This window comes from Citrobacter tructae (assembly GCF_004684345.1).
Classification (GTDB): Bacteria; Pseudomonadota; Gammaproteobacteria; order Enterobacterales; family Enterobacteriaceae; genus Citrobacter; species Citrobacter tructae.
In genome coordinates this window covers 1,651,222-1,677,942 of record NZ_CP038469.1, presented here as the reverse complement: position 1 = coordinate 1,677,942, position 26,721 = coordinate 1,651,222, and the positions used below count along the sequence as shown (strand labels likewise).

At 55.6% G+C, this 26,721-nt stretch carries 19 protein-coding genes; all 19 read left to right on the top strand.

From position 1 onward, the window contains the following. Positions 1-4 precede the first annotated feature (4 nt). The 19 genes from tssK to E4Z61_RS08815 all read left to right on the top strand — a co-directional run bounded on the left by tssK (position 5) and on the right by E4Z61_RS08815 (position 26,720). Positions 5-1,354, top strand: a complete 1,350-nt coding sequence (gene tssK / locus E4Z61_RS08905) for a type VI secretion system baseplate subunit TssK (RefSeq protein ID WP_135322452.1) — start codon at positions 5-7, stop codon at positions 1,352-1,354. Then, the gene (tssL, locus tag E4Z61_RS08900; RefSeq protein ID WP_135322451.1) at positions 1,351-2,055 is read left to right on the top strand and encodes a type VI secretion system protein TssL, short form; all 705 of its coding nucleotides are present in this window, start codon (positions 1,351-1,353) and stop codon (positions 2,053-2,055) included. Before tssK ends, tssL begins: the two co-directional genes overlap by 4 nt. Beyond that, the gene (locus E4Z61_RS08895; protein WP_135322450.1) at positions 2,055-3,734 is read left to right on the top strand and encodes an OmpA family protein; all 1,680 of its coding nucleotides are present in this window, start codon (positions 2,055-2,057) and stop codon (positions 3,732-3,734) included. Before tssL ends, E4Z61_RS08895 begins: the two co-directional genes overlap by 1 nt. A 2-nt stretch (positions 3,735-3,736) precedes the next feature. Further along, entirely contained in the window at positions 3,737-4,228 is a 492-nt protein-coding gene (hcp, locus tag E4Z61_RS08890) for a type VI secretion system effector Hcp (RefSeq protein WP_095925785.1), read from the top strand. A gap of 153 nt (positions 4,229-4,381) precedes the next feature. Next, entirely contained in the window at positions 4,382-7,045 is a 2,664-nt protein-coding gene (tssH, locus tag E4Z61_RS08885; RefSeq protein WP_135322449.1) for a type VI secretion system ATPase TssH, read from the top strand. After that, positions 7,038-9,395, top strand: coding sequence for a type VI secretion system Vgr family protein (locus E4Z61_RS08880; RefSeq protein WP_135322448.1), 2,358 nt, complete (start codon positions 7,038-7,040; stop codon positions 9,393-9,395). The genes tssH and E4Z61_RS08880 overlap by 8 nt, the downstream gene beginning before the upstream one ends. An 11-nt stretch (positions 9,396-9,406) precedes the next feature. Next, positions 9,407-12,310: a CHAP domain-containing protein gene (locus E4Z61_RS24120; protein WP_240703866.1), complete on the top strand. Its 2,904-nt coding sequence runs from the start codon at positions 9,407-9,409 to the stop codon at positions 12,308-12,310. A 9-nt stretch (positions 12,311-12,319) separates the two neighbouring features. Next, positions 12,320-12,829 carry a hypothetical protein gene (locus E4Z61_RS08870; protein WP_135322447.1) on the top strand — a complete coding sequence of 170 codons (510 nt, stop codon included), beginning with the start codon at positions 12,320-12,322 and terminating at the stop codon, positions 12,827-12,829. Positions 12,830-12,842: 13 nt separating this feature from the next. After that, a complete protein-coding gene (locus E4Z61_RS08865) occupies positions 12,843-13,040 on the top strand; it encodes a hypothetical protein (RefSeq protein ID WP_135322446.1) in 198 nt (65 codons plus the stop codon). Between the two features lie 290 nt (positions 13,041-13,330). After that, positions 13,331-13,711 carry a hypothetical protein gene (locus tag E4Z61_RS23860; RefSeq protein ID WP_167817536.1) on the top strand — a complete coding sequence of 127 codons (381 nt, stop codon included), beginning with the start codon at positions 13,331-13,333 and terminating at the stop codon, positions 13,709-13,711. A gap of 257 nt (positions 13,712-13,968) precedes the next feature. After that, complete coding sequence (locus E4Z61_RS08855; protein ID WP_135322445.1) at positions 13,969-14,388, top strand: hypothetical protein; 420 nt, start codon at positions 13,969-13,971, stop codon at positions 14,386-14,388. Positions 14,389-14,403: 15 nt separating this feature from the next. Continuing rightward, a complete protein-coding gene (locus E4Z61_RS08850; RefSeq protein WP_135322444.1) occupies positions 14,404-14,667 on the top strand; it encodes a PAAR domain-containing protein in 264 nt (87 codons plus the stop codon). Positions 14,668-14,670: 3 nt separating this feature from the next. Beyond that, positions 14,671-15,831 carry a hypothetical protein gene (locus E4Z61_RS08845; protein ID WP_135322443.1) on the top strand — a complete coding sequence of 387 codons (1,161 nt, stop codon included), beginning with the start codon at positions 14,671-14,673 and terminating at the stop codon, positions 15,829-15,831. 24 nt (positions 15,832-15,855) lie between these two features. Then, complete coding sequence (locus E4Z61_RS08840; RefSeq protein ID WP_135322442.1) at positions 15,856-19,233, top strand: ImcF-related family protein; 3,378 nt, start codon at positions 15,856-15,858, stop codon at positions 19,231-19,233. Next, positions 19,234-20,838, top strand: coding sequence for a type VI secretion system protein TssA (gene tssA, locus E4Z61_RS08835; RefSeq protein WP_135322441.1), 1,605 nt, complete (start codon positions 19,234-19,236; stop codon positions 20,836-20,838). It abuts the gene before it with no gap. Between the two features lie 39 nt (positions 20,839-20,877). Next, the gene (tssF, locus tag E4Z61_RS08830) at positions 20,878-22,647 is read left to right on the top strand and encodes a type VI secretion system baseplate subunit TssF (RefSeq protein ID WP_135322440.1); all 1,770 of its coding nucleotides are present in this window, start codon (positions 20,878-20,880) and stop codon (positions 22,645-22,647) included. Then, positions 22,611-23,693, top strand: coding sequence for a type VI secretion system baseplate subunit TssG (tssG, locus tag E4Z61_RS08825; RefSeq protein ID WP_135322439.1), 1,083 nt, complete (start codon positions 22,611-22,613; stop codon positions 23,691-23,693). Before tssF ends, tssG begins: the two co-directional genes overlap by 37 nt. 31 nt (positions 23,694-23,724) lie before the next feature. Beyond that, on the top strand, positions 23,725-24,249 hold the full coding sequence (gene tssJ, locus E4Z61_RS08820; RefSeq protein ID WP_135322438.1) for a type VI secretion system lipoprotein TssJ: 525 nt from the start codon (positions 23,725-23,727) through the stop codon (positions 24,247-24,249). An 11-nt stretch (positions 24,250-24,260) separates the two neighbouring features. Beyond that, a complete protein-coding gene (locus tag E4Z61_RS08815) occupies positions 24,261-26,720 on the top strand; it encodes a type VI secretion system Vgr family protein (protein ID WP_135324910.1) in 2,460 nt (819 codons plus the stop codon). The last annotated feature ends 1 nt before the right edge of the window (position 26,721 follow it).

Here is a 26,721-nt window from a genome sequence, read left to right as displayed (position 1 = left end):
AGGGATGAAAATTTATCGTCCGTTATGGAACGAAGGGGCCTTGCTGGCCCCGCAACAGTTCCAGCAGCAGTCGGAATGGGATGCCTTTTCCCGTTCAGGGCTGTCGGCGTTAACCAGCCCGTTCCCGTGGGGCGTTGAGCGCGTTGAGCTGAACGATTCTCTGCTGACATCCGGGCTTCTTCAGACGCAGGTCCTGCGTGTGTGGCTGCCCGATGGCACGCTGATCGACACCCAAAGCAGCGATCTCCCGCCTGAACCACGCGAGATCGTGGCGGGTGGTGTAGGTCGTTCCGACAGCGTGACCGTGTATCTTGCTCTGCCGGTCATGCAACCGGGGATCGCCAATGTCAAGACCGAGGAAGTTCAGGCGGAACGCCCGCTTCGTTATCGTGAGGAGTGGGTGACGGTTGCCGACGCATTCGGTCAGGAAGAAGAGCCGATGGCGGTGGCCCGTTTTAATCTGGCCTTCCGCTTCGACCATGAAAACAACGATGGCTGGCAAACCTGCGCTATCGCCCGCTTGCTGAAAGATGGGCACAGCGGCTGGCGTCAGGATCCGGATTTCATCCCGCCGATGGCGATGTTCTCTGCGAGCTCTTTGCTGCGCGAACGACTGGTGCTGCTGAACCGTCAGCTGCGCTCGCGTCGCCAGCGCCTGATGTCGATGCGCAGAGAAAGCAATGATCGGATGGCCGATTTTGCCGTCGCTGACGTGTCGTTGTTCTGGCTGCTGAATGCGCTCAACACCCATGCCCGCGTGCTGACCGAATATGAACGTTTCCCGTCCCGCCATCCTGAACAGGTCTGGGTGGAACTGGCGCGTCTGGCGGGCAGTATGCTGACGTTTTCGCTGGATCATGACCTGGACACCATTCCTGGCTACGACCATTCTGTGCCGGAAAATACATTCCCGCGTCTGTTTGAGTTGATCAGCGAACTGCTGGAGGCCAGCCTGCCGTCACGTGTCGTGGCCATCACTATGAGCCGTCCGGATCAACAGACCTGGAAAGCGGTGCTGCACGATATTCGTCTGCGCGAAGAGGCCGATTTCTATCTCTCCGTTCGCTCGAATCTGCCTGCCTGGCAGGTGGCCGAGAAGTTTGCCGAAATGGCGATGGCAGGGACCCCGGACGATGTCGGTCTGATTTCTGGTGTCGCCATGGAAGGGATCGCGCTTATCCCGCTCAGCCGGGTTCCGGCGGCATTACCGGTGCGACTGGAAAACCAGTACTTCGTCCTCGATATGGAAAGCAAAGCGGCGCACGACATGCTGGAGCAGGGCGTTTGCATGTTCTACGTGCCTTCGCTGCTGGGTGAACTCGAACTTGAACTGTTTGCGGTGCTGCGCTCATGAGAAAGGATATCGATCTCGACACGCTGATGGCGGATACGTGGCTTACGGTTGCCCAGTTACGCCACGGCGCGAAAGCGCCGGATGGTCAGGCGCTGTATGAGAACTGCTGCGCGCAGGTCGAAAGCGTACGCGAAGCGCTGGAGCGAGCGGGCTACGACTCTGAAAGCATCACCCACATCTCCTACGCGCAGTGCGCACTGCTGGACGAGGCAGTGATGAACCGCAGGCCAGAAGTGGCAGAGACGGCCTCTGAGACGGAAGAACCCCAACAAGTGGTGGTCGATGAAGGCGCTAAAATCTGGCGCGCCGCACCGTTGCAGGCCCGTTACTTCGGTTCGCTTCGTGCCGGTGGTGCGCTGTATGACCGTATCGCGGAAGTGCTGCGTCAGCCTTCTCCGGTTCCGGCGGTACTGACCTGCTACCAGCGCGTGCTGGCTTTGGGTTTCCAGGGGCAGTTCAGTCTTTCTGGCGTGGGTCAGACTCAGCGTGAGGAAGTGCTTGCGGTCCTGAATGAGCGAGTTCCGCCGCTGGAAACCGGAGTGTCTCTGGTGGTGCAGAAAACCGGCAAACGCCGCTATAACCTTCTGCGTTCCGTGTGGTTCTGGATTGCTCTGGCCGTGGTGCTCACCGCGCTGGCTTGGGCGGGTGGTCATTTGTGGCTGCAGGATCTGCTGCACCAGCAACTTCCGGAGCTGCGCTGATGCGACGATCTGCCCTGTTAAGAGCCGCTTTTCCGGTGCTGATTTGCCTCGCGGCGGTGCTCTGGCTGGTCTGGGGATTTCTGAATACCTCCGGACCGCTGAAAAGTATGCTGACGCTGGTGGCAATGATGGTGGCCGGGCTACTGGCGCGTCGGAGTTACCTGCGCCAGCGCCCGGTGGGCAGCCAGACCGAAGACGGGATTTATCCGCCGGAAGGATTTACCGGACCGGTGTTGCTGGTCTGTGGCGATACCGAGGGCTCGTTCTTCGCGGAAAGCGCCTGCAGAACAACGGCACAGGGCTGTTATCTGAACGTGGGCGCCGTTGAGCACCTGAGTAAGTTTGCTGACCGTCTTCTGGCTCGCGAGTCGCGGATGGCCGGGCAACTGGTGGTGATGTTCCGCTGCTTGCCCGATCTTCACGAAGACGAAGGGGTGCTCCGCGCCTCGCTGAAAAGCCTGCGCCAGCAGGTTAAACAGCTGAAAGGCGTGTCGGGCTATACGCCGCCGGTGGTGCTGACGGGCGAGTTTTCTGGCCCGGAGGCCCCGTGGATTGTCGTGCGCGGCAAAACGTCACTGGTCTGCCCGACCGATGAGCCAGCCATGCTGCTCGACGACTGGCGTCAGAGTGCTGAAAACGTGACCCGGCTGCCATATTTGTCCCACGCGATGACGATGTTGCAACAGGTGGTGATGGATGAACTGAGCAAAGCCGACCGGCTGTGCCCGGCCGTCACCCCTTTCGCCGTGGCTGTGCGCAGTGGGGCGGTGAAATCCCTGCCAGAGGCCGTCTGGCCGCAGTGGCTGTTCCGTCATTCGAAGCTGTTACCTCCGGTTGTCACGGCTTCTTATCCCGCGCTGTGGCATTTCCCTGACCCTCTTTTGCCTCTGCTGGCTCCGTATGCCATGCCGTTGCAGGGAGGAAAAACCGGACGCCGCGTGGTGATCGTGCTGCTGCTTTGCGCACTCTTCGCAATTAGCCTGTCTGTGCTGAATAACCAGTCGCTGATTGGGCGCATAGGTTCTGATTTGCAGCGCTGGTACGCCATTCCGATGACGCACTACGCGCCGAAAGCACAGTCCTTACAGGCTCTGCAACAGGATGCACTGCTGCTGGAGCGCTGGCAGCGTCAGGGTACGCCGCAACGTTATGATCTGGGTTTGTACCCGGGTGAGCGTCTGTGGCTGAGCGTTCAGCAGGCGATTGATACCTACGTGCCGCCTCCGCCGCCGCCAAAACCGAAAGTGCTCCCGACCATTGTCCGCCTCGACAGCATGTCCCTGTTCGATTCCGGCAAATACGCGCTCAAACCCGGCTCCACCAAACTGCTGGTGAACTCTCTGGTGGGCATCAAAGCCAAACCAGGCTGGCTGATCGTGGTCGCAGGGCACACCGATAACACCGGCAATCCTGGACTTAACCAGACGCTCTCCCGGGAACGCGCGGAAGCGGTGCGCGACTGGATGCGTGACACCGGCGACGTGCCGGAAAGCTGTTTTGCAGTCCAGGGCTATGGCGAAAGCCGCCCTGTCGCAACCAATGACACGCCGGAAGGCCGTGCGCTCAACCGTCGTGTCGAAATCAGTCTGGTGCCTCAGGCCAACGCCTGTCAGTTACCGGGCAACCCCCAGACGCCATCGCAGGATGATGACGTCGCTCAAAACAAAATGGAGAAGTAAAAATGGCAATTCCAGTTTATCTGTGGCTGAAAGATGACGGCGGTGCAGACATCAAAGGTTCTGTCGATGTGAAGGACCGCGAAGGCAGCATCGAAGTCGTTGCTCAGGATCACAACCTGTACATCCCGACCGACAACAACACCGGCAAGCTGACCGGCACCCGTATCCACACGCCGTTCCTGTTCACCAAGGAAATCGACTCCTCCAGCCCGTATCTGTACAAAGCGGTGACCACCGGTCAGACCCTGAAATCTGCGGAGTTCAAATGGTATCGCATCAATGACGCGGGTCAGGAAGTTGAGTATTTCAACACCAAACTGGAAAACGTGAAGCTGGTAAAAGTCGCGCCGAAAATGCACGACATCAAAGATCCTGCGATGGAAAAACACAACCATCTGGAAATGATCGAACTGCGTTACGAAAAAATCACCTGGACCTACAAAGACGGCAACATCATTCATTCCGATTCCTGGAATGAGCGCACTACTGCTTAGTAAATCCTTTGCGGGCAGGGTTTCCTGTCCGCAGTTTTCTTGAGCGTCTGCGTGCCGGGCGCTCAGGAAAATCACAATCCGCCTCCCTGACCCTATGCGCTTCGGTTCACAGCGAAGGGCGGTAGCGTGCCCGGAAAAAAGAAGAGAGAGAAAATGGAAAACTCAGCCGTCCTGTTACGTCGCCTTAACCCTTACTGCGCCCGCGCGCTGGAAGGGGCCGCCTCACTGTGCCAGACCCGCGCCCACGCTGAAATCCTGCCCGAGCACTGGCTGCTGAAACTGCTGGAGCAGGGTGAAGGCGACCTCACCGTGCTGGCGCGCCGCTACGAGTGGGATATGGACGGGATGTGGCAGGCGCTGCTGGGCTGGCTGGATCAGCTTCCGCGCTCGGTGCGCAGTCGTCCGACGCTCTCCGACGCTCTCAACACGCTGCTGAAACAGGCGTGGATGGCCGCCTCCTTGCAGGGCGAGGAACAAATCCGCAGCCAGCATCTGCTGATTGCCCTGACCGAAAGCCCGAAACTGATCCGCTGCGACGGCCTGTGGCCGCTGCTGACGCTGGGCCAGAGCCAGCTCGAACGCCTGCGTCCGCTGCTGGATGCGCAGTCCGACGAGCGTGCGGAAGTCCAGCAGGAAGAAGAGCTGGCGCAGACGCACGGCGGTGAAGTGGAATTTGTGGGCCGTCCGGTGGGCGCGGAAGTGAAAGAGGGAGAGCTGTCGCCGGCGCTCCAGAATGCGCTGGATAAATTCACGCTGGATGTCACCGCCAAAGCGAAAGAGGGCAAAATCGACCCGGTGTTTGGCCGCGACACGGAAATCCGCCAGATGGTGGACATCCTCTCCCGCCGTCGTAAAAACAACCCGATCCTGGTCGGTGAGCCGGGCGTCGGGAAAACCGCGCTGGTGGAAGGGCTGGCGCTGCGTATTGCCGAAGGCAACGTCCCGGAATCACTCAAACCGGTGATCCTCCGCACCCTCGATCTCGGCCTGTTGCAGGCGGGCGCGGGCGTGAAGGGCGAATTCGAGCAGCGCCTGAAAAATGTGATTGATGCCGTCCAGCAGTCTCCGGTGCCAGTTTTACTGTTCATCGATGAAGCGCACACCATCATCGGCGCGGGCAACCAGGCGGGCGGCGCGGATGCCGCCAACCTGCTGAAACCGGCCCTCGCGCGTGGCGAACTGCGCACCATCGCCGCCACCACCTGGTCTGAGTACAAACAGTATTTCGAGCGCGACGCCGCGCTGGAGCGTCGCTTCCAGATGGTGAAAGTGGACGAGCCGGACGACGACACCGCCTGCCTGATGCTGCGTGGCCTCAAATCCCGCTACGCCGGACACCACAACGTGCACATCAATGACGACGCGGTTCGCGCCGCGGTGACGCTCTCCCGCCGTTACCTGACGGGCCGCCAGCTGCCGGACAAAGCGGTCGATCTGCTCGACACCGCCGCTGCCCGGGTGCGCATGAGCCTCGACACCGTGCCGGAGCCGCTGACCCGCATCCGTGCGCAGCTCACGTCTCTGGCGATGGAGAAACAGGCGCTGCTGGAAGATCTGGCAGTGGGGCACACCGCGCACGGCGAGCGTCTGGCGGTAATTGAGCAGGAAGAAGTGTGCCTGATTGTCGAACTCGACGAACGGGAAACCCAGTACGGCGCAGAGCTGAAACTCACCGAACAGTTGCTGGAGACCCGCCAGGACATCTCCCGCCAGAGCGAAACCCACGCCCTGCAACAGGCACTCAACGGGATGCAGCACAACAATCCGCTGTTGGCCGTCGACGTGGATGTGCGCACCGTCGCCACCGTCATTGCCGACTGGACCGGCGTGCCGCTCTCGTCCCTGATGAAAGACGAGCAGACCGAACTGCTGAGTCTGGAAAATGAAATCGGCAGGCGCGTAGTCGGCCAGGACGTGGCGCTGGCCGCCATCGCCCGGCGCCTGCGCGCCTCCAAAACCGGCCTGACGTCCGAGAACGGTCCTCAGGGCGTGTTCCTGCTGGTCGGCCCGAGCGGCACCGGCAAAACCGAGACTGCTCTGACGCTGGCGGACGTGATGTACGGCGGGGAAAAATCCCTGATTACCATCAACCTCTCCGAATACCAGGAGCCGCACACGGTTTCTCAGTTGAAGGGTTCGCCTCCGGGCTACGTCGGTTACGGCCAGGGCGGCATTCTGACCGAAGCCGTGCGCAAACGTCCGTACAGCGTGGTCCTGCTCGATGAAGTCGAAAAGGCGCACCGGGACGTAATGAATCTGTTCTACCAGGTGTTTGACCGCGGCTTTATGCGCGACGGCGAAGGGCGCGAGATCGATTTTCGCAACACGGTGATCCTGATGACGTCCAACCTCGGGAGCGATCACCTGATGCAGTTGCTGGACGAACAGCCGGACGCGACCGAAGCGGATCAGCACGAACTGCTACGTCCGATCCTGCGCGATCATTTCCAGCCCGCGCTGCTGGCCCGCTTCCAGACGGTGATCTATCGCCCGCTGGCGGAAACGGCGATGCGCACCATCGTCGAGATGAAACTTGGCCAGGTGAGAAAGCGCCTGCACCGTCACTACGGGCTGACCACACATATCGAATCGAGTTTGTACGATGCGCTCACCTCTGCTTGTCTGCTGCCGGACACCGGGGCGCGCAACGTCGACAGCCTGCTGAATCAGCAGATTTTGCCGGTGCTGAGCCAGCAGCTGCTGAGCCATATGGCGGCGAAGCAGAAACCGGTTTTGCTGACTATGGAATGGAGTGAGGAAGAGGGGATTAGGCTGGGGTTTGACGCCAGACCTGTAGAGGGAGCGAATGATGAGTGATTCAGTCATTGCTCTTGCGAAGGATAAAATCGACGAACTTCTGGGGATGTCCCGCTATAGACTGGACGTTCACGGGTGTTCGCATTTCCTGGATGTTTTTAGCTTCAAAGCGGAAGAACAGCTCAGCGAACCCTGGCACTACACCGTCAAAGTGACCTGTAGCGAACGTGATATTGCCAGCGACACGATATTGCTTAAACCGGCGTCGTTTGCGTTTCAGGTTCCGTTATTTAACGGCATGCCTGCCACCCCCATCCGTACCGTTTATGGTGTGGTTGAGACATTCCAGCGTCTCTCAACGTCTGCCGATGAAACGTATTACACGCTGAAAATAGTGCCGCGCATCGCCCTGATGAAGCACACCAGACGCAGCGAGATATACCTCAATCAGTCCGTCCCGGAAGTGGTGGAGAAGATCCTTCGCGAGCATGAACTGGAAGGGGCGGATTTTGAGTTTCGCCTGTCGCAATCTTACCCGGCACGCGAACTGATTACTCAGTGGCGCGAAACCGACCTCGAATTCGTGCAGCGCCTTCTTGCTGAAGTGGGTATCTTCTGGCGTTTCGAGATGGACGGTCGCCTCGAGCAGGATGTGGTGATTTTCCAGGACAGCCCGGAGCAGTATCAGTTTGGCGTGAAGCTGCCGTTGATCCCGCCATCACGCACCAGCGATAACGGCCAGCTCAGCGTCTGGGATATTAAAACCGGCCATCAGGTGGTTTCAGGAAGCGTTGCCAACCGTGATTACAACTATCGCGAGGCACTGACGCCGCAGGACAGTTCCACGTCTGTCAGCACGACGGACGGCATCACCACGGGCGAGGTGTATCACTACGCAGAGCCTTTCCTGAGCGAAGGGGATACCCAGATGCCGGAGAGCGGAGCCTACTACGCTCGCCTGCGTCATGAACGTATTCTGAACGCGCAGCAGGCAGTCTTGGGTAAAACAAGCAGCCCGGTGCTGGCTCCGGGTGAGGTGCTTGAACCGCAAGGCTCGCTTCCCGCCAACCTGAAAGACGGGATCGTCATCACTGGCGTGAAGAGCAGTGGTTCGCGTAAACAAAGTTTTAAGATGACCTTTACCGGGATCCCATACAGCGAAGCCGTGTGCTATCGCCCGCCGCTGCACAATCGCCCGGTGATCGCCGGAACGCTCCCGGCACGTGTCGAAAGTACTGAAAAAGGCGATACCTATGCTTGGCTTGATAGCCAGGGCCGCTATCGCACAAAGCTGGATTTCGACCGCAACAGCAGCGAGCAGGGTTATGCCTATCTGTGGCTGCGGATGGCGAAGCCGTATGCCGGTGACAATTACGGCTTCCATGCGCCGCTGATCGACGGCACCGAAGTGTCAGTGATGTTTGATGCGGGTGACCCAGACCGTCCGTATATCGCCCATGCCCAGCATGATTCAGAACATCCGGATCACGTCACTGACGATAACCACACGCGCAACGTCCTGCGAACGCCCGCGAACAACAAACTCCGCCTGGAAGATAAGCGCCAGGAAGAGCACATCAAGCTGGCGACTGAGTTCGGCAAAACGCAGCTCAATATCGGCCATCTGGTCGATGCCCAACGCGAACAGCGCGGTACGGGTTTTGAACTGCGTACCGACGAGTTTGGGGCGGTGCGTGCTGCCCGCGGTGTGTACCTGACCGCAGATACCCAGGCCAAAGGCCAGGGACAAGTGCTGGAGATGAACCCGGCGGTCAGCCAGATAACCCAGGCTAACAGCGAGATGCAGGCGCTGAATGGCGCAGCCGGACAGGCCAAAGCGCTGACCTGTGATATCCAGTCGCAAAACAACCTGCTGCAAAGCCGCCTGAAGGATTTGCAGTCCGCCGTGGTACTGGCTTCTGCCCCGCAGGGTATCGCATTGACCTCCGGTGAGCACCTTCAACTGACCAGTGCAAAAAACACCATGGTCACCGCCGGGCAGCATGTTGATATCGGGGCGATGAAAAATGTCACGATAAGTGCTGAGCAGTCTCTGGGGGTGTTTGCGCATAAAGCGGGCGCGAAAGTCATCGCGAACCTCGGGAATGTCGAAGTGCGCGCCCAGCACAGCACGCTGGAAATGAGCGCCGACCAGCAGTTCACGGTCACCAGTAGCAAGAATGAAATCATCATCAGTACGCCGAAAACGTTGACGCTGAATGGCGGTGGTTCGTATCTGAAGCTGAGTGAGAGCGGGATCGAGCATGGGACGAACGGGGATTTTATTACCAAAGCGGCGCGCTATCAGGTGCCAATGGTGGCAGCGAATATGCAGAGCAATCCGCCTGTGTTCGATAAAACCACTCTTGAACTGCAGCCATCTGAGTCAGATGGGATAATGTCACGCTAAGGATTACCTGAATGAAAACCTGTTTCCCTGCCCGTAAACAAAACGGTGAGAACTACGCCACGCTTGATGAAATGATGAGGCTGATTGGTCAGGAGCCTCATGGTTCCTGGCTTGCAGGCACCAATAAGATGTGGCACGGCGGACTCCACATTACTGAGAAATCGGCTCCAGCCTCCGTGCTTAAACCGGAGACGATGGAGACCGCAGTGCCGCTGCAGTGCATGGCCGGTGGTGACGTGGTGGCCTGGCGAGTGAACAAGGATTACAAAAAGAGTACGTATCTCGGCCAGCCAGTGCAGTACACAACGACTTTTGTGCTGGTGAAGTCAGTCTGCCAACCCGATCCTAAAAATGATAAAACGTGGCTCGAGTTTTACACACTATATTTAGGCCTGGCACCGTTATCGGCATTTGAAAAGCGCAAGCGCATGAAGGTGTTGGCTACAAGTGGCGTAAAGAAACACCCTAAGGGAAAATACGAGGCCAGCCAGACAGGTTCTGGTGACATAGCCATTCCGGAATCATCGAATGGCACATTAGCGAAAGACTCCCGTGTACTTCTTCTTACAGAAGGGCTGTATAGCTATAAAGGGCAAGCGAATCAACCCTTTGGCCTGGCTCAGTCGATTGATACAGATGGAAAATCGACAGGAGAACCATTCTGGGTCACAACCTCTCCAGAGTATATGATTCAGGACGGTGAACAGTATGCTCGGTTGCCGAGTTGGATGCAGCAAGCCGTTGCGAAAGGAACCTTTGATACGGTTACAAAGCCCGATCAGCCACTGAAAATAAACGCCGGGGATGCTATTGGTTTCCTCGGAGAAGACATTGCGCCCGCAGGAATGGCGAAAACCAGCAGCAGTACTTATGCGCATGTTGAAGTTCTCAGTGCCGATAGCCGGATGCCGTCATTTCTGGATAATCCAGGGCAAATTAAAGAGGGGAGGAAATATATTCGCGTGCACCCTGACGCAATGCTCTATACAAATTCCGGCGATACCTTTACCAAAACGACATCCCCTGTAAGCAAGGACATGCATGTCATTTTGCCTGTGGATAAATGCAGTCCGAAAACTGCCAGCGAGAAAACATATTACCAGTTGGGTCAACAGAGCTGGTTGATTCAGGATTATGTGGATGTGTTTGAGCAGTACTGGTTGAAAGAACTCGGTTTCTCCGCATTGGTCGAGGAGAGTACGTCAGATATGTCAGCTTCGCTGAAAGAGGGGTGGATGAAGTCTGCATACCAGTGGCTCGCCGAACAAGTCAGACCGGAACGTGGTATTCAGGAAAAACAGATGTCCAGTTTTTATAAGGGCATGATCGACAAAATGGATACCGACAAGGATGGGCAACTTTCAGAAAGAGAGTTGTTCACTGCGCTGCACCATCCTGAGATGGGAGTGCGCGATATTGTTTCCCGCATGGTTGTGAAACATGAAAGCGAATGGTTTGGTGGAAGCAGTCACCAGAAATGGACCGCATTCTTCCAAGATTATGACACCCTGCGCATCGATTTTGCCAAGAAGTGGCTGGACGATATGGAGTGGATGAGCAAGGTTGAGCCCTTTACCTCTGGTAAGGCTGTCTGGCATATGCATCCGATAGTGTTTTTGTCAGCGCTGAAAACTGAAGAAGATTGTGCAAAATTAATCTGGGGTGAAGTTGTAAATCAGAGGCTAGGGGCAGCGAAGGCATGCTTATTTAGAAAGAAAGTTATTAAAATTTGTGCCGAAATGTGGGGCGAAGCTGAGAAATTAAGATATGCGGATGTTTTAATGGGATGCATGTCAGTTGAAACGAACAGAATGTTCTCATCTTCCGTTATAGCTTACAGAAAAGTACGCCACAAGAACGGCGATATTATATTTGTTTCAGGAAAATCAGGTCCAAGACCTAAAATTGAGCTTCATGCATTTACAAGAGATGAAATTACTAAAGATAATAGCTTGGTAGAGCAGAATGCGGTCGGATTGATTCAATTTACGTCAATGGCAGTACAGCAGATAAATATAACCAACAATATGAGTCTGACTAAACTGCAGCTTGCACTTATGGATGAGATTGAACAGTTGGATTATGTCAAACTATATTTCACGTCAAATAAAGATAAATTCGATCAGATTAAAACTCCGGAAGATGTGTACACATACATTTTTTGTCCTGAAGGTGTTGGTAAACCAGATGATGCAGTTCTGTATTCAAAGGTGGACAATGAAAGAGCTTACAAGATGAATGCCAGTTTAGATTCTACAGAACATGGTAATAAAGGAAATAATGATGGACTGATACAAAAAAGAGAGTTGCTTGTCAGGCTGAATACTTTAATTAGTGAAGGTGAGAGGTATAGGAATCAGTGTGATTGCATAGGGGAAAAATCTGATGGGCCAGATTGGATGCCAGTAGCGTTGTCAGAGTTTAGTCAATACAGAAATTTAATTGAGACCGATTCTGAGTTAAATAATAAAATTAAAATATATCATAATACAACGACTGCCAGGGGCAGCGATGGCACAACCTCATGGTGTTCATCATTTGTGAATTGGTGTTTAATGCAGACCAAATATGCTCCATTAGCAACACATAGTGCTTTGGCTTATTCATGGGGGCATGGAACTTGGGAAAATGGTGAGATTGTAGATAAGCCGTTCTATGGGGCTATTGACGTTATGAACTATAGTCATGTTGGATTCGTATGTGGCATTAATCCTGATGGACGACTGCTTATCTTGGGTGGAAACCAGGGCGGGGGGCGCGTAGGGACGGCAAACTGTATCTCTATCAGGGCCAACTCAGCATCATCCATTAAATTTTTAATGAAACCAAAAGGGTATATTGTTAGACCAGAGGATTACGAATTGAAGGTAATTAATGTTTCTGGTCCTAGTTCAAGTTACTCTGACACCCACTAAGGTTAACAAATGAAAAAAATTATATTTGCTTTATTATTTATTTCAATTAGCTCGATTGCAGGTGATTCGGCATGTGCTAATTATTTTAAACAATTCTCAGAAATTTTTTCACATCCAACAATTTCTGAGGTTGATTATTCAAAACTGTCTTCTTATAAACTAAGCCCCGGATTGTTTATAGATTTCAAGAAGTCGCCTCCAGATTCATTTGGTGATAGTGACAAACATAATTCAAATGTTATTTTTAACGGTGAAGTATCAAAAAAATATTTCATAAACTTTATTGAATCAGAATTAATAAATGGCGACTCGTTAAATTCAAATGCTAAGAAAGTCTTCAAAGATAAGACTGGTGATTATTCCTTTGAAGCTAAAATCAAAAATGGTCAGATCATTGTTTTCGAGAACATGCTTATCTCAGCTCCTGATGATATGACCGCCGAAATAAGTTGTTCATATACTTTTGGTTCAATCAATAAAGATCAGCTAAAGCTAACTGATGTGGTTTGTGCAGGCTGAAGGAGAAAAATGTATGAGTAATCGAATTCTATGTTCTTTTTTCTTTTTGATATCTCTTTTTGTTTGTTCTTCGAGTGCTTCAGATCGTGTACAGCCTAATGAAAGATATTTTCTAGAAATGAATGGAGAGAAATTAGCCGACGGTTCTCAGGTATATATTCGATATGATCTGGTTATTTTAGATAATCAAAAAAAGCAAACATTAAGATAACAACGTGGCATGCACCGATCTCCTGTGATGGTAATTATGATATTGAAAAAAACAATGGTGAGTATTTGTTAAAATATTTAGGTGGATCGGATGGCTGCGCGTATCCATCACCTCAATTTCATCTTTTGAAGAAAGGTAGCAATATGTATATAAAAGGTATGCCGCTTGCTTATGGCCAAGGACAATGGTTGAAATTAAAACGTTCAAAAAATAAATTAAAATAATGGATGTGAGTTTATACAAAAACAATAATTAACTATTAGCATTCATCTAATGCAAGAAAGCGAGTCATGCAGAATCATTTATTGATAGGAGGGTTTTTCTTGCTGACGTGTCAGGTTCAAGCTGATGGGCGAGATATCTCTCCAGATATAGGGATTGTGTCTTTTAATAATTCTAAAATGCAGATGTCGACAACAAAAAATTTGCGTGAAGAAAATGTTTTAATTTGTTCCTATGCAAGAAAACATTGCGATGCTTATTCTGGAAGTGATTTTTCAAGTGAAAAGACAAATGATGCTGTAGAAGATGCTGTAGAAGATGCTGTAGAAGATGCTGTAGAAGATGCTGTAGAAGATGCTGTAGAAGATGCTGTAGAAGATGCTGTAGAAGATGCTGTAGAAGATGCTGTAGAAGATGCTGTAGATGGAAATAAAATGTATACATATTAATATAATGGCGCTAATCGTCACGGGTCGCAGTTAAATACCAGCATTGCTTTCATATCCTATGGTGGGGAAATTAAGGTTGATGATGTCAAGTTTAATGGGCAACGTAGCTTGATTATTAATGGTAAAAGGTTTAGGGATATTTTTGAATATTGCACAAGCTCTGAAGGTGTTAATGTAGTGTCAAGGTCCGGCGATGTACACCTTTACTATTTTTTAGGTTATGAAGTCGAGGCTAATTGCTCTGACGAGGTGTATAAATGAGAGTTAAATTTAGACAAAGCCTGTGTGCAGTCCTGGTTTTAAGCTGCGTTAATTTTTTCGCTTTAGCGAGTGATGTTCCTGTTGGAACATATTCATACACGCAACAGGGCGAAGAGTTTATAGATGGACAGAGAGCAAGTGTTACCTGGAATGTCGCGATAAAGGAGGATAAAAATGCCGTGGTGACGATGTATTCGTGGCATGCCCTGTTTACCTGTGATGGTAAATACACTGTCTCAAATGATGGCGAGAAGTTAGCGCTAACCTGGTCCAGTAAGGAAAATACTGACACTGAATGTGATATATCCGCTCCCCAAATACTCCTGAAAAAATCGCCATCAGGGAAAGTCCAGGTTCACAGTGAATTATTCATGTGGGATCCAAGTGGATGGAAAAATACCCGGGTTATTCGCTAGTTAATCGGAGGAAATATGCAAGGAATAATTCGAATCGGCGATAAAACCACTCACGGTGGGGCAGTTCTGTCCGGGTCCGCGACGATGATTTTCGGCGGCATTGGTGTTGCACGCAAAGGTGACAAAGTTTCATGCCCGCAGCAAGGACATGGACCGACCATCATTACCGAAGGCAATCCTGACTACCTGGATAACGGGATCCCCGTGGCATTTCATGGGCATAAATGCGCCTGTGGCTGCACGCTGATCAGCTCTCTCCCTGACGCATCGGTGGGCTGAGCCATGCCAGTTATTCTGGAACGGATCCCGGAAAAGAAAGCCAAACCGCCACGCCCGCTGACCCGGCGCTGGCTGATCTTTGGGGCTATTGTTCTGATTGCGGGCATGGGGCTGACGTTCCTGTTCTGGCAGGGCGAGCGTTCAGGACCCGGATTCTGGCTGTTTGCCGTTGTGCTCCCTGTGTTGCTCTGGGGAGCCATGTTCTCGTTGCGTCGGGCGGGCTACAAGTATCTGAGCGTGGGGCAATACACGGCCAACAAAACCATTCAGGCCCGCCATGTCAGTGACGAAGGTCGCGGGCAGCGTTTTGCCTGGTTTGTTGGCGACATTCTGGTGAATGCCTTTGAACGTGAGCATAAGCCCACGCAAAAAGCAGTCCTCAGTAAAACTCCCATTCTGCAACCCGTGATGCCTCGCAGGCCAGACAAGCCGGTCAGGCACTCTCGTATACCTGGCGGGAAAGATGCAAACGATGTACTGGCGGGCGTTGAAGTGGAGGTGACCGGGCGCATAAATCAACTGCTGGAGGCGCTGCCTCCGGGGATGGCCTGCTACCTGGCACTGGATGTGGGGGAGGGGCTACCAGACCTTTCGCTAAGCTGGTTACTCAAGATTGACCGACCCGTTAGCCGCATTCGCGACCTCTCAGGCTTGCGGCTAATCGATTACTGGCTCGATTACCATTATGCAAAACCGTCCGCTCTGCTGGTGATTAGTGCACAACTGAACGACGTGCCGCAGAACGATACCGGAGAAGCGATTTCGGTTGTGCTGATGACCAACTGCCGCCTTAAAGGTACGCCGCCCAAATCCGCACGTATACATCGCCCGCAAATCAATCACACGGGCGATCTGGGGCACGCATTCAAACACGCTATGTTGTGGGCCGGTCTCGACAAGGAAACCGTTCTTCGCGGCTGGATAACCGGTGGCGCACTGGCTTCCAGTGATGCGCTCAGCTCTGCCTGCGAAGTCTATGCGCCTGAACTGCCCGCCCAGCGATATACGAATATCGATACCGTTGCAGGTTTTGCAGGAGTTGCAGCCCCCTGGCAGGCGCTAATCCTCGCTACCCGCCAGTGCCTCGCCGACGGCGAAGCGCAGATGGTGGTGACTGAATCATCGAAAGATACCCGACAGCTGTGTGCTGTCACTCCAGAATAATCATCAGGGATGTTACCGCTTGTTATGAAAAGACCGTCCGCGCTCGCCTCCATTCTTACCTTTGCGCTCTGTATCACAGGCATATTTGGCTGTTTTCTTTGGTTCTATCCGGAAGAGACGGCCAGTGCGGTGCGCGTGGGTCCCTATAGTCAACTGGGGGTCATGGTCTTTTGCCTGACCTTAATCGTTATCATTTTGATTCTGGGATGGTTTGCTCACACGCTGATGATGACTGCCGGGGAAAAAGGGGGCAATCAGGATGCGGGGACAGAAAGCAGCAGTGATTCTGCTCAGCCCAACGCGCCGCCTCATACTGATGAAGACACCACGCGTTTTACCTCTGAAGGGCTTATCGATCACCTCCGCCTGCGCTACACCCGTCGCTGGAAATCCAAAGTTCGCCTGCTGCTGGTTCAGGGCACCGACGAGCACATTGAAAAAGTGGCACCAGGCCTCAAGCGCGATCACTGGCAGGAGAACGACGGTATAGTCCTGATCCATGCCGGACCTGCCGAAGCCATGCCCGAGCCAGAATTCGTTGAAATCCTCAACCAGGTCCGCTCTGAGCGCCCTGTGGATGGCATTGTGCAGGTGATGGACAGCACGCAGCTTCCGGATGCCGCGGCGCTGGACACACTGGTCCGTAGCCGCCAGAAAGCGGACGCGCAACTGGGCTGGCAGGCTCCCGTCTGGCTGTGGTTCATCAATGATGAAAAGTGGGAGCAAGAGGGCGAGGGCGTTCCGGCAACAGGCACATTGTTCGGCCCAGGCGCGATACCCGATGCCGCTGTGGAGTCCGTAACCACATTATCCTCCCGTCTGCGGCGGGCAGGGACGGCCACCTTGCTGGCCGACACCCGTCACAACTGGCTGCTGCGTGTTTCCGATCAGCTGCGCGGACCACTCAGGCAACAATTGACACCGCTGCTAAAAAGTCTGATGACAGGCCCGGCACCTTATCGCCTGCGCGGCATCATGTTCAGCCCCGCGCTGCCCGCAACGGGGACGCTGCCGCATGCGCGTCTGAGTCCGCCAGCCTGGCAGGCACTGGAAGAAGACTGTCTACAGGTTCATGCCCACAAAATTGGCTTCCACTGGCAACGCGTGCTGCGCCTGGCTTTTCTTGGCGTGATTTTGCTGTGGGGTGCCGGAACACTGATGTCGCTCATCGTCAACCGCGCCCAGATTTATCAGGCCCAGGAGACCGCACGTTTCGCTGCCGATACCAGACAACCGCTGACCGAACGTCTGCGTAATCAGCTCGTGTTGCAGCAGGCCGTCGCCCGATTGCAGGACCGGGAAGCGCACGGCGCACCCTGGTACACCCGTTTCGGATTGAACCAGGATCGCGACACCCTGAATGCCCTCTGGCCGCTGTATGCCCGCAATAATCAGGTGCTGATGCGCGATGCGCTGGCGGCACAGCTGCATCAGCAGCTCACCGCTTTTGTGCAACTTCCGCCGGGGAGCGATGCCCGAACGTCTGCTACCCAGCGAGCTTACGCTCTGCTCAAAGGTTATCTGATGCTCGCGCGTCCGGATAAAGCCGATGCGTCCTGGCTTTCGACCAATATGCTCAAAGCCTGGCCAAAACGCGCGGGTGTTGCCGATAGCGCCTGGCAGACGCAGGCCCCGAAATTACTGGGCTTTTATGCCCAAAACCTGTCCGCGCATCCCGAGTGGAAAATCAAACCGGATGCGGAGTTGGTGGGCACTGTGCGCCAGATTTTGCTCAAGCAGATTGGTCAGCGGAACGCGGAATCTGGCCTGTATCAGGAGATGCAGCAACGCATTGCCCGAAACTGGCCGGATCTGACGCTGGCGGATATGACCGGTGATACCGATGCGTCAACCCTGTTCAGCACCGAAGAGGTGGTGCCGGGGATGTTCACCCGTCAGGCGTGGGAAGAGCAGGTTGAAGACGCCATTGATGAGGTGGTTACAACTCGCCGCGATGAAATCGACTGGGTTCTGACCGACAAAACCCATCAGGCAAGTGGCGATATCTCGCCGGAAGCGCTGAAACAGCGCCTGACCGAGCGCTACTTCACCGATTTTGGCAACGCGTGGCTGAATCTGGCGAACAGCATTCAGTGGCACGAAGCGGAATCGTTGTCCGAGGCGATTGCCCAGCTGAACCTGCTGGCAGACGTGCGACAGTCGCCGCTGGTGGCGCTGATGAATACGCTGGCCTGGCAAGGGCAGACCGGGGCGAAAGGCGAAGTGCTGGCCGATTCGCTGGTGGATTCGGCGAAAAAACTGGTCGGTAAGAAAAAGAACGCGCAACAGTTTATCGAGCAGGCGCAGGGGCCAAAAGGGCCGCTGGACGGGGTGTTTGGCCCGCTGACAGGCGTGATGGCCGGGAAGGACGGCACCGGCAGCAACGGCAATCTGAGCTTCCAGTCCTGGCTGGCGCGCGTCACCCAGGTACGTCTCAAGCTGCAACAGGTGACCAGTGCACCGGATCCGCAGGCGATGGCGCAGATGCTGGCCCAGACCGTATTCCAGGGCAAAGCCATCGATCTGACGGACACCCGCGATTACGGCAGCCTGGTGGCGGCGAGTCTCGGTCAGGAGTGGAGCGGTTTTGGTCAGGCGTTGTTTGTCCAGCCGCTGGATCTCGCATGGCGTCAGGTACTGGCTCCGGCGGCAGGCAGCCTGAACATCCGCTGGCAGAGCACTATTGTGTCCCAGTGGAATACCGCCTTTGCCGGACGCTATCCGTTTAAAGCGACGGGCAGCGACGCCTCTCTGCCGCTGCTGGCGCAGTTCCTGCGCGGTGACTCAGGGCGCATCGCGGCATTCCTGAAAACCAATCTTGGCGGCATCCTGCATCAAGAAGGCAGCCACTGGGTGGTCGATCCTGCGGCGAGTCAGGGGATGACCGTCAATCCGGCATTCCTTAATGCCATCAATCAACTGGCAGATATCTCAGACATCGTCTTTGCGCAGGGCGATGCGGGCGTACATTTCGAGCTGATGGCCCGACCGTCGCGCGACGTGGCGCAGATACAGTTAGCGGTTGATGGGCAGAATCTCGATTATTTCAACCAGATGGAAAGCTGGCAGAGCTTTACCTGGCCGGGAAACACCTATTATCCCGGTGTGGATTTGAGCTGGCGCAGTAATACGGCGGAGATGCGTCTGTACGAACACAACCAGGGCAACTGGGGCTTTATTCGTCTGCTTGATAAAGCGCTGATCACCCCGCTCGACAGCAGCCGCACCCAGCTGGTGTGGATCACCCCGGACGGCAATCCGCTGAAGTTTATATTGCGCAGCGAGCTGGGTGATGGGCCGCTTTCCTTGCTGAAACTGCAGGGCTTCATCCTGCCGGAATCGATCTTTTCAATAGAGCCTGGTGCGGTGAATAACGCGCTGGCCGCCACGGAGGCTGAATAAATGGTGAATGCAAATGCGCTGCTCACCCTGTGTGTGCCGGACAATCAGGGCCAGAAGGCGCTGCTCGACCGCGCGCAAAACGGCCTGACAAACTGGGACAACTGGTTACAACCGCTCGCGACAGGTGAAGGGGCGGGAGACGATCCCGCCTATGACGACGATTTCCAGCTGATGCGCGAGGAGATCAACAAACTCTCCGGCACCGATACCGAAACGATCTGCCGTCTTGCGGAGAAAATGCTCAAGCAGACGGCCCGCGATCTCCGTGTGGTGACCTGGTATATCTTTGCCCGCCTGCAACGCGACGGTGAGCAGGGGTTGTTCGAAGGGTTACAACTGTTAGTCGCGATGCTGAGTCGTTACGGCGATCGGTGTCATCCGCTTCGGGCCAACGCGCGTAAATCGGCACTGGAATGGCTGAACAGTACCAGAATGCAGGACACGCTCTCACGCTGGCCGGAGGCCACCCGCGCACAAACGGCGCAAACGGCCGCCGCACTCAGCCTGCTTGATTCGCAGCTGGAAGGCTGGCCGGAGAACGAACGTCCGGCGCTGGAAGGCTTGTCCCGTACACTGGAAACACGTCTGGCTGGCTCCGGCGGGCTGGACGGCTTATCGCCACAGAGTGGCGGCACAACGGAAAGTGCATCTGTCTCAACGGTCAGGTCGTCAGCCTCGGATATCATGGTGAAATCCGAAGGTGAGTTTTTGAGCCAGTCAAAAGTGCTGGCCCGCTGGCTGGCCGATCAGCCGGACGGCTGGCTGGCCTCACACCGTCTGATGAAGGCCGTACGCTGGGATACTGTCGGGCAGATCCCGGCGCTGGATGCCAGCGGTCGCACCCGTCTTTCGCCGCCGAAACCAGACTACCGCGCGCAGCTCAAACGCCTGTACCTGCAACAGAACTGGACAGAGCTAGTGGAGCAGGCCAGCGATATGTTTTGCGAAGGGGCCAACCGCTACTGGCTCGATCTGCAATGGTATCTGTGGCAGGGGCTGAGCCGCGCCGGACAACCCTGGGACGGCTGGGCCGATTATATCCTCAGCGACCTGAAGCTGTTGCTGGCCCGTTTGCATGGTCTGGAACAGCTCTCCTGGAGCGACGGCACGCCGTTCGCCGACGAAGTGACGCTGAACTGGCTCGCCGAAAAAGTGAATGACGACATGTCAGGTTTCGGTGATGAAGCGGCAACCGTCTCCGGCCCGTCGGATGACATTCTCGCGCTGGAGGCAGAAGCCATGGCGAAAGGCGACAGCGACGGCCCGGAAGTCGCGCTCGGCTGGCTTCAGACTCGCCCCGGGATGGAATCTCCCCGCAACCGCTGGTTACAGCGCTTACTGATGGCACGCGTCGCCGAACAGTTCGGCCGCAATGAAATGGCGCTTCATCTTCTTGGGGAGCTTACCAGCAGTGCACCGCAGCTGACGCTTAACGACTGGGAACCCGCGCTGTTGTTTGAAGTGCAGGCCCGACGGCTGAAACTGCTGCGCCTGAAAGCGGGCCGTAGTGAAAGCGACAAAGCCCGCCTCGCCCCTGAAATGGACGCGCTGCTGGCAGGCCTGATTGCCATCGATCCTGCCCGGGCGATGGTGCTGTGCGGCTAATGATTTATTTGAACAACACGACATTCAGGAATCCCGTGCATGGATGATTTAACCCTGCGTTATTACGAAGCAGAAATGCGCTATCTGCGCGAAGCCGGTAAAGAATTTGCCCGCGCCCACCCCGACCGCGCTGCCATGCTCAATCTGGATAAAACCGGTGCTCGCGATCCGTACGTCGAGCGCCTGTTCGAAGGCTTTGCCTTCCTGATGGGGCGTCTTCGCGAAAAGCTCGACGATGACCTGCCGGAATTGACCGAAGGGCTGGTGAGCCTGCTCTGGCCGCACTATATGCGCACCATTCCGTCGCTGGCGGTTGTCGCGTTATCGCCAGAGTGGCAGCAGCTTAAGCAGGCCGAAACGCTGCCGGAAGGTTTCTCGGTGTTATCGCGCCCGGTCGGGCCTGACAAAACCGTCTGCCAGTACCGCACCACCCGCGATATTACCCTGCAACCTATTCATCTGGCGGGTGCACGCCTGCAAACCGAACCTGGCGGACGTGCCGCGATCCGCCTGCGTTTTGAATGCAGCAGCAAAGTGGACTGGGCGAAAAGCGACATCGATAAAGTCGCCATATACCTTGATGCGGAAAGCCCGGTTGCGTCAGCCCTGCATCTGGCGCTGACTCGTCGGGTGCACGCGATGTACGCCCGTCATGCGGCGACCCGTGCCGAGCGGGTGAAGTTTAACGGCTGGTGCAAGCCGATGGGGTTTGACGATTCCGAGCGTCTGTGGCCGAAGGGTGATTCAGCCTTTAGCGGCTATCAGTTGCTGCTGGAGTACTTCAGCTTCCGCCAGAAGTTTATGTTCGTTGAGTTACGCGGTCTGGAACTGACCGGACTCAATCAGGATACCACCTGGTTTGAAACCGACATCGTGCTCGACGGCGGCTGGCCGTCGGATATTCCGTTTGAAACTGAAAACTTCCGTCTGCACTGCGCCCCGGTGATCAACCTGTTCACTCTGGAAGCAGATCCGCTGACCATCGATCCGCTGGAAAACGAATACCTGCTACGCCCGATGCGCGTGCAGGACGGCCACACGGAAATCTACAGTGTCGACAACATTCACGGCGCGGTGAAAAACGGCAAGCATCAGTACGTGCCGTTCACCAGCTTTCGCCATCGCGGCGGCATGATGCGTCACGATGCGCCGGAGCGTTATTTCCACACCCGCGTCAAGCTCGGCCCGTCAGGTCTGTACGACACCTGGCTGATTCTGGGAGGACGTTCCTTTGAAATCGAGCAACTGTCTGATAAGCCAGAATCCCTGTCGATGCGTATCACCGGAACCAACGGACAGCTTCCCCGCAAGGCGCTGGAAAGTACGCTCCTCGACCGGGTTGTGAAAGCCGGAAAAGTCCCGGTTAGAGTGTTAAATCTGAACGCGCCAACGTTGCCGCTGTATCCGCCAGCGAACGATCGTTTCCACTGGCGAGTGATGAGCCATCTGGGTTCGAGCTTCTTAAGCATGATGGACAATCCGGAAGTGCTGCGCGGGACGCTGGCCCTGTACGACTGGACCGACGATGAGATGAACCGCCGCCGCCTGGAAGCGATTGTTGCAGTAAAACACACGCTAATCCGACGCTTTGAGCGCGGCTACATGCTGCGCGGCGTGGAGATTGAAGTCACACTCAATGCCGACAACTTTTCCGGCGAGGGTGACGTTAATCTGTTTGGCGAAATGCTGCACCGCTTCTTCTCGCTGTACGCCGATGTACACCTCTTCAACCAGCTGACGCTGGTACTGCAACCGACAGGGAAACGACTGCGATGGAAAGAGAATCACAGCCAGCACGTGCCGGGCTGACAGAGCAGCTTGGCAAGGATATCTGGCGGGTTAACTTCTACCGTTACTGCCAGTTGATCGAACAGGAAGCGTCGCAGACCACGCTGCTGGGAACGACGGATAAACCCTCAGCCGATCCGGTGCGTTTTCGCCCGTGGCCCGGAATGGGGTTTCCGGCAAGTGAACTGCGCGCGGTTGAAACCGATGAAGACTACCCACATCTGCCGCCGACGGTGCGCACCACCTTCCTCGGCATGTATGGCGTCGATTCGCCGCTGCCGACGGCCTATCTGGACGATATCGCCCAGCGCAGGGAAGGGTATGAAGCGACCACCTCGTTTCTGGATATTTTCAGCCACCGCATCACCACTCAGTACTACCGGATCTGGCGCAAATACGCCTATCCCGCGACGTTTGAATCCGGTGGTACAGACGATACGTCACAGTGCTTACTGGGGCTGGTGGGGCTGGGGATCCCGGGCACGGCGGATAACGTCGCCACGCCGGTTTCCCGTTTTCTGGCGCTGCTGGGGGCGATGCGCCTGCCCACCCGAAATGCGGAAGGCATTCGACAGTTAGTCGCCTTGCTGGCACCGGAAACGACGGCCACCATTATCAGCCCCGACCCCATCAAAGTGCAGGTGTCCCAGCGCAGCGGTCTCGGGAAAGCGAACCGCGTCGCGCTATCTCAGCGCGCCACGCTGGGGAAAACTGGCAAGGAAGCCTGCAGCCGGATCGCCCTGTGGTTGGCGACCAGCCATCCCGAGGAAGCCGAAGGCTGGCTGCCGGGGGGGCAACTCCACACCGATCTGATGGTGCTGCTGCGCGTTTATATGGGCTATCGCTCAGATGTGCGGCTGCGTCTGACGGTGCCCGTGAGCGTGCTTCCTGAGCCGCGACTCGGCCAGAAACGTCGAATCCAGCTTGGCCGCACCGGTATTCTCGGACTGAAAGCGGGAAAGCTCAGTATCAACCGCAGCCATCTGACCGTCAGCCTCGGCTGCTATGAAGGCCTCAATTGCCACCCGCTGCCCTCCGCCCAGGATGGCAGCTACCGCTTCGACTAATACGTCTGTTTATTCTGAAAGGAACCTCCGAATGACATTCTCCCCCCTGCAACAGATTGCGCTGATCGCGTTGTGCAGCCTGCTGGCGGGCTGCGGCCTGACCCAGTCCGTCTCTGATGGCGCGGTTAACATGACCAAATCGATTTTCTACAAAAAAATTAATGTGCTGCACCTCGATTTCGAACCGCGCGCGGCCACCAATGCCGATGAGGCGCAGACCCCGCTGGCGACCATGGTGCGGGTCTATCAGCTAAAAGATCGGCAGAAGGTCGATGCCGCTGATTATCAGAAGCTGCTGCGTGATGCGGACACTGTGCTGAAAGAGGATATGGTTTCGAGCAAGTCGCTGCTGGTCATGCCTAAAGGCAGCGTCACGCTCAATATGCCCATGGATGAAGAGGCTCAATTTGTGGCGGTGATAGGGTTGTTCAACCGCCCGGACATGAAGAACAATTCATGGAAACTGGTGCTGACCCGCGCCGATCTCGATCCGGATAAACCGCGCACTATTGAACTTGGCGATGGATTTTTGACTCTGGTCCCCGTTAAGGAGTGACGACAATGGCAATGGATAACTGGCTGGCGCTGTTTGACGGGCAGACCCGCTACCGGCTTGAGATCAACGACAGCCGGGTCAGTGCGGATGTCGTGAAATTTCGCGGACGCGAGGCGCTGAACGAGCCCTTCAGATGGCGAATTGAGTTCACCTCGTCACAGGACGATGTGGCGGCGGAAGACGTACTGATGAAGTATGCCACGCTGCGCATGCTGAGTGGGCGGGGGGTGCAGGGCATCATTATCGCTTTTGAATGGCTGGGCGCGACCGCCGACCAGACGCACTACAGCGTGACGATATCATCCCGTCTGGCGCTGCTCGCTAACACCCGCCGCTGCGCGGTGTACCAGAATCTCTCCGTTCCTGAGCTGGTGGAGCAGGTGCTGCGGGCGCACGGTCTGGAGGGTTCGGATTTTGAGTTTCGTCTGGAGAAAAGCTACCCGCAGCGGGAACTCATCACTCAGTGGCGGGAAAGCGACCTGCAGTTTATCCAGCGCCTGCTTTCTGAGGTCGGTATCTGGTTCCGCTCCAGCGTCAATGAGGTCACCGGGCTGGACACGCTGACGTTTGCCGACAGCCAGCTGAACTACCAGTTTGACGTGCATCTGCCGTATCAGGAGCCGTCAGCCCTGTACGACGGTGCGGCGGAATCGGTCTGGGGCCTGCGCACCTGGCATAACACGGTGACCGGGCTGGTCCGCACTCGGGATTACAACTACCGCACGGCGACCACCCTGAAAGATTCATCAGTCACCGTCCGAAACAACGCCGCCACCACCGGGGAGCACTACCGCTACGCCGCGCCATTCCTCGACGCGGGCGATGATGCAACTTCTGAGCCGGAAACCGAAAGCGGAGCGTTTTACGCCCGTATCCACCACGAGCGCGAACTGAATCAATCAGCCCGACTGCACCTGTTCAGCAATGCATCACACCTGACGCCGGGGATGGTGCTGGAAGCTGACGGTAGCACCCTGAACGACCTGAAAGAGGGCGTGATAATAACCCTCACGACATACAGCGCCGCCCGCGACAGCCGCCTGCATGTATCGGTGTGGGGCATGCCGTACAGCGAACAGTTCTGCTTTCGCCCGAAAGAAGAGCCTCGCCCGAAGATACTCGGCACGCTCCCGGCGCGGGTTGAGAGCCGGGAGAAGGGAGATATCTACGCCCATCTGGATAATCAGGGCCGCTACCGGGTGAAGCTGGATTTCAGCCGCGAAGATGCAGAGCCGGGTTATAACTACCTGTGGGTCCGCCAGGCAAAACCCTATTCTGGCGACAAATACGGCTGGCACACGCCCCTTATTGACGGCACCGAAGTGGGCATCGGCTATGACGACGGTGACATCGACCGGCCTTACCTCGCCCATGCGTTTCACGACTCTGAACACGCTGACATCGTCACCCGCGGCAACCGCAGCCAGAACATCCTGCGCACCGCCGCTCAAAATGAACTGCGGATGGAAGACCAGCGCGGTCAGGAGCATATTGCGCTGACCACACCGTTCGGCAGCACGCAACTGAGTCAGGGACATATTGTCGATGAGCAGAACAAGCCGCGCGGTTCCGGCTTTGAACTCAGAACCGACGAATACGGCGTTATCCGCGTGGCGAAAGGGCTGCTCATCACCGCCGACGGGCAGCAAAAGGCCGCAGGCGAAGTGCTGGATATGGAAACGGCGCTGAAAGAAATCGAGGTCTGCCAGCAGCAGCTGAAAGCCCTGGCGGCAGCGGCAGAACAGGCGCAGGCACTGGAGGCGGATATCGCGAGCCAGCTGGCAATGTTCGACCAGCGCCTGAAACCGCTGAACGAGATGATCCACTTCCACGGTCCGCAGGGCGTGGCGTTCAGCAGCGGGGAACATCAGCAACTGACGGCCAGTAAAAACGTGGCGGTGAACGCCGGGGGAGATTTCAGCAGCGGGGCGCTGGGTAACACGTCTATTCTGGCAGGGGAAAGTGTCGGCCTGTTTGCCCGGAGCGGCTCGCTGACCCTGAATGCCAGCGAAGGCCCGGTGCAAATCCAGGCGCAGAATGGGGCGATGCACCTGTCAGCAGAACAAAAGCTGAGCCTGATATCGGCGAGCGACATGCTGTTTGCGGGGAAGAAGAAGGTGACGCTGATTGGTGGCGGGAGTTACCTCATCATCCAGGACGGGAAAATAGAGTACGGGACGGATACGACGTATACGCGGAAGATTAAGCGGTCGGTGACGACTGGAAGTGTAACCCAGGAGGCCGAATATCCATTTATGCCTGGAGTATCTGATAGTTACAGGAGAAGTTTTGTTCTTGTTGATGACAAAACGCTTCAGCCAATTCCGGGAGTTGGTTATGTATTATCTTCCGCATCAGGTGTAGTAAAAGGAAGCACTTGTGACAATGGTCTCACTAGTTTTATAAGTAATTCAGAGGCATCTGAGATCGAGTTGAGTATCTTGAAACAAGATTCACTAATTATTGGGTAAA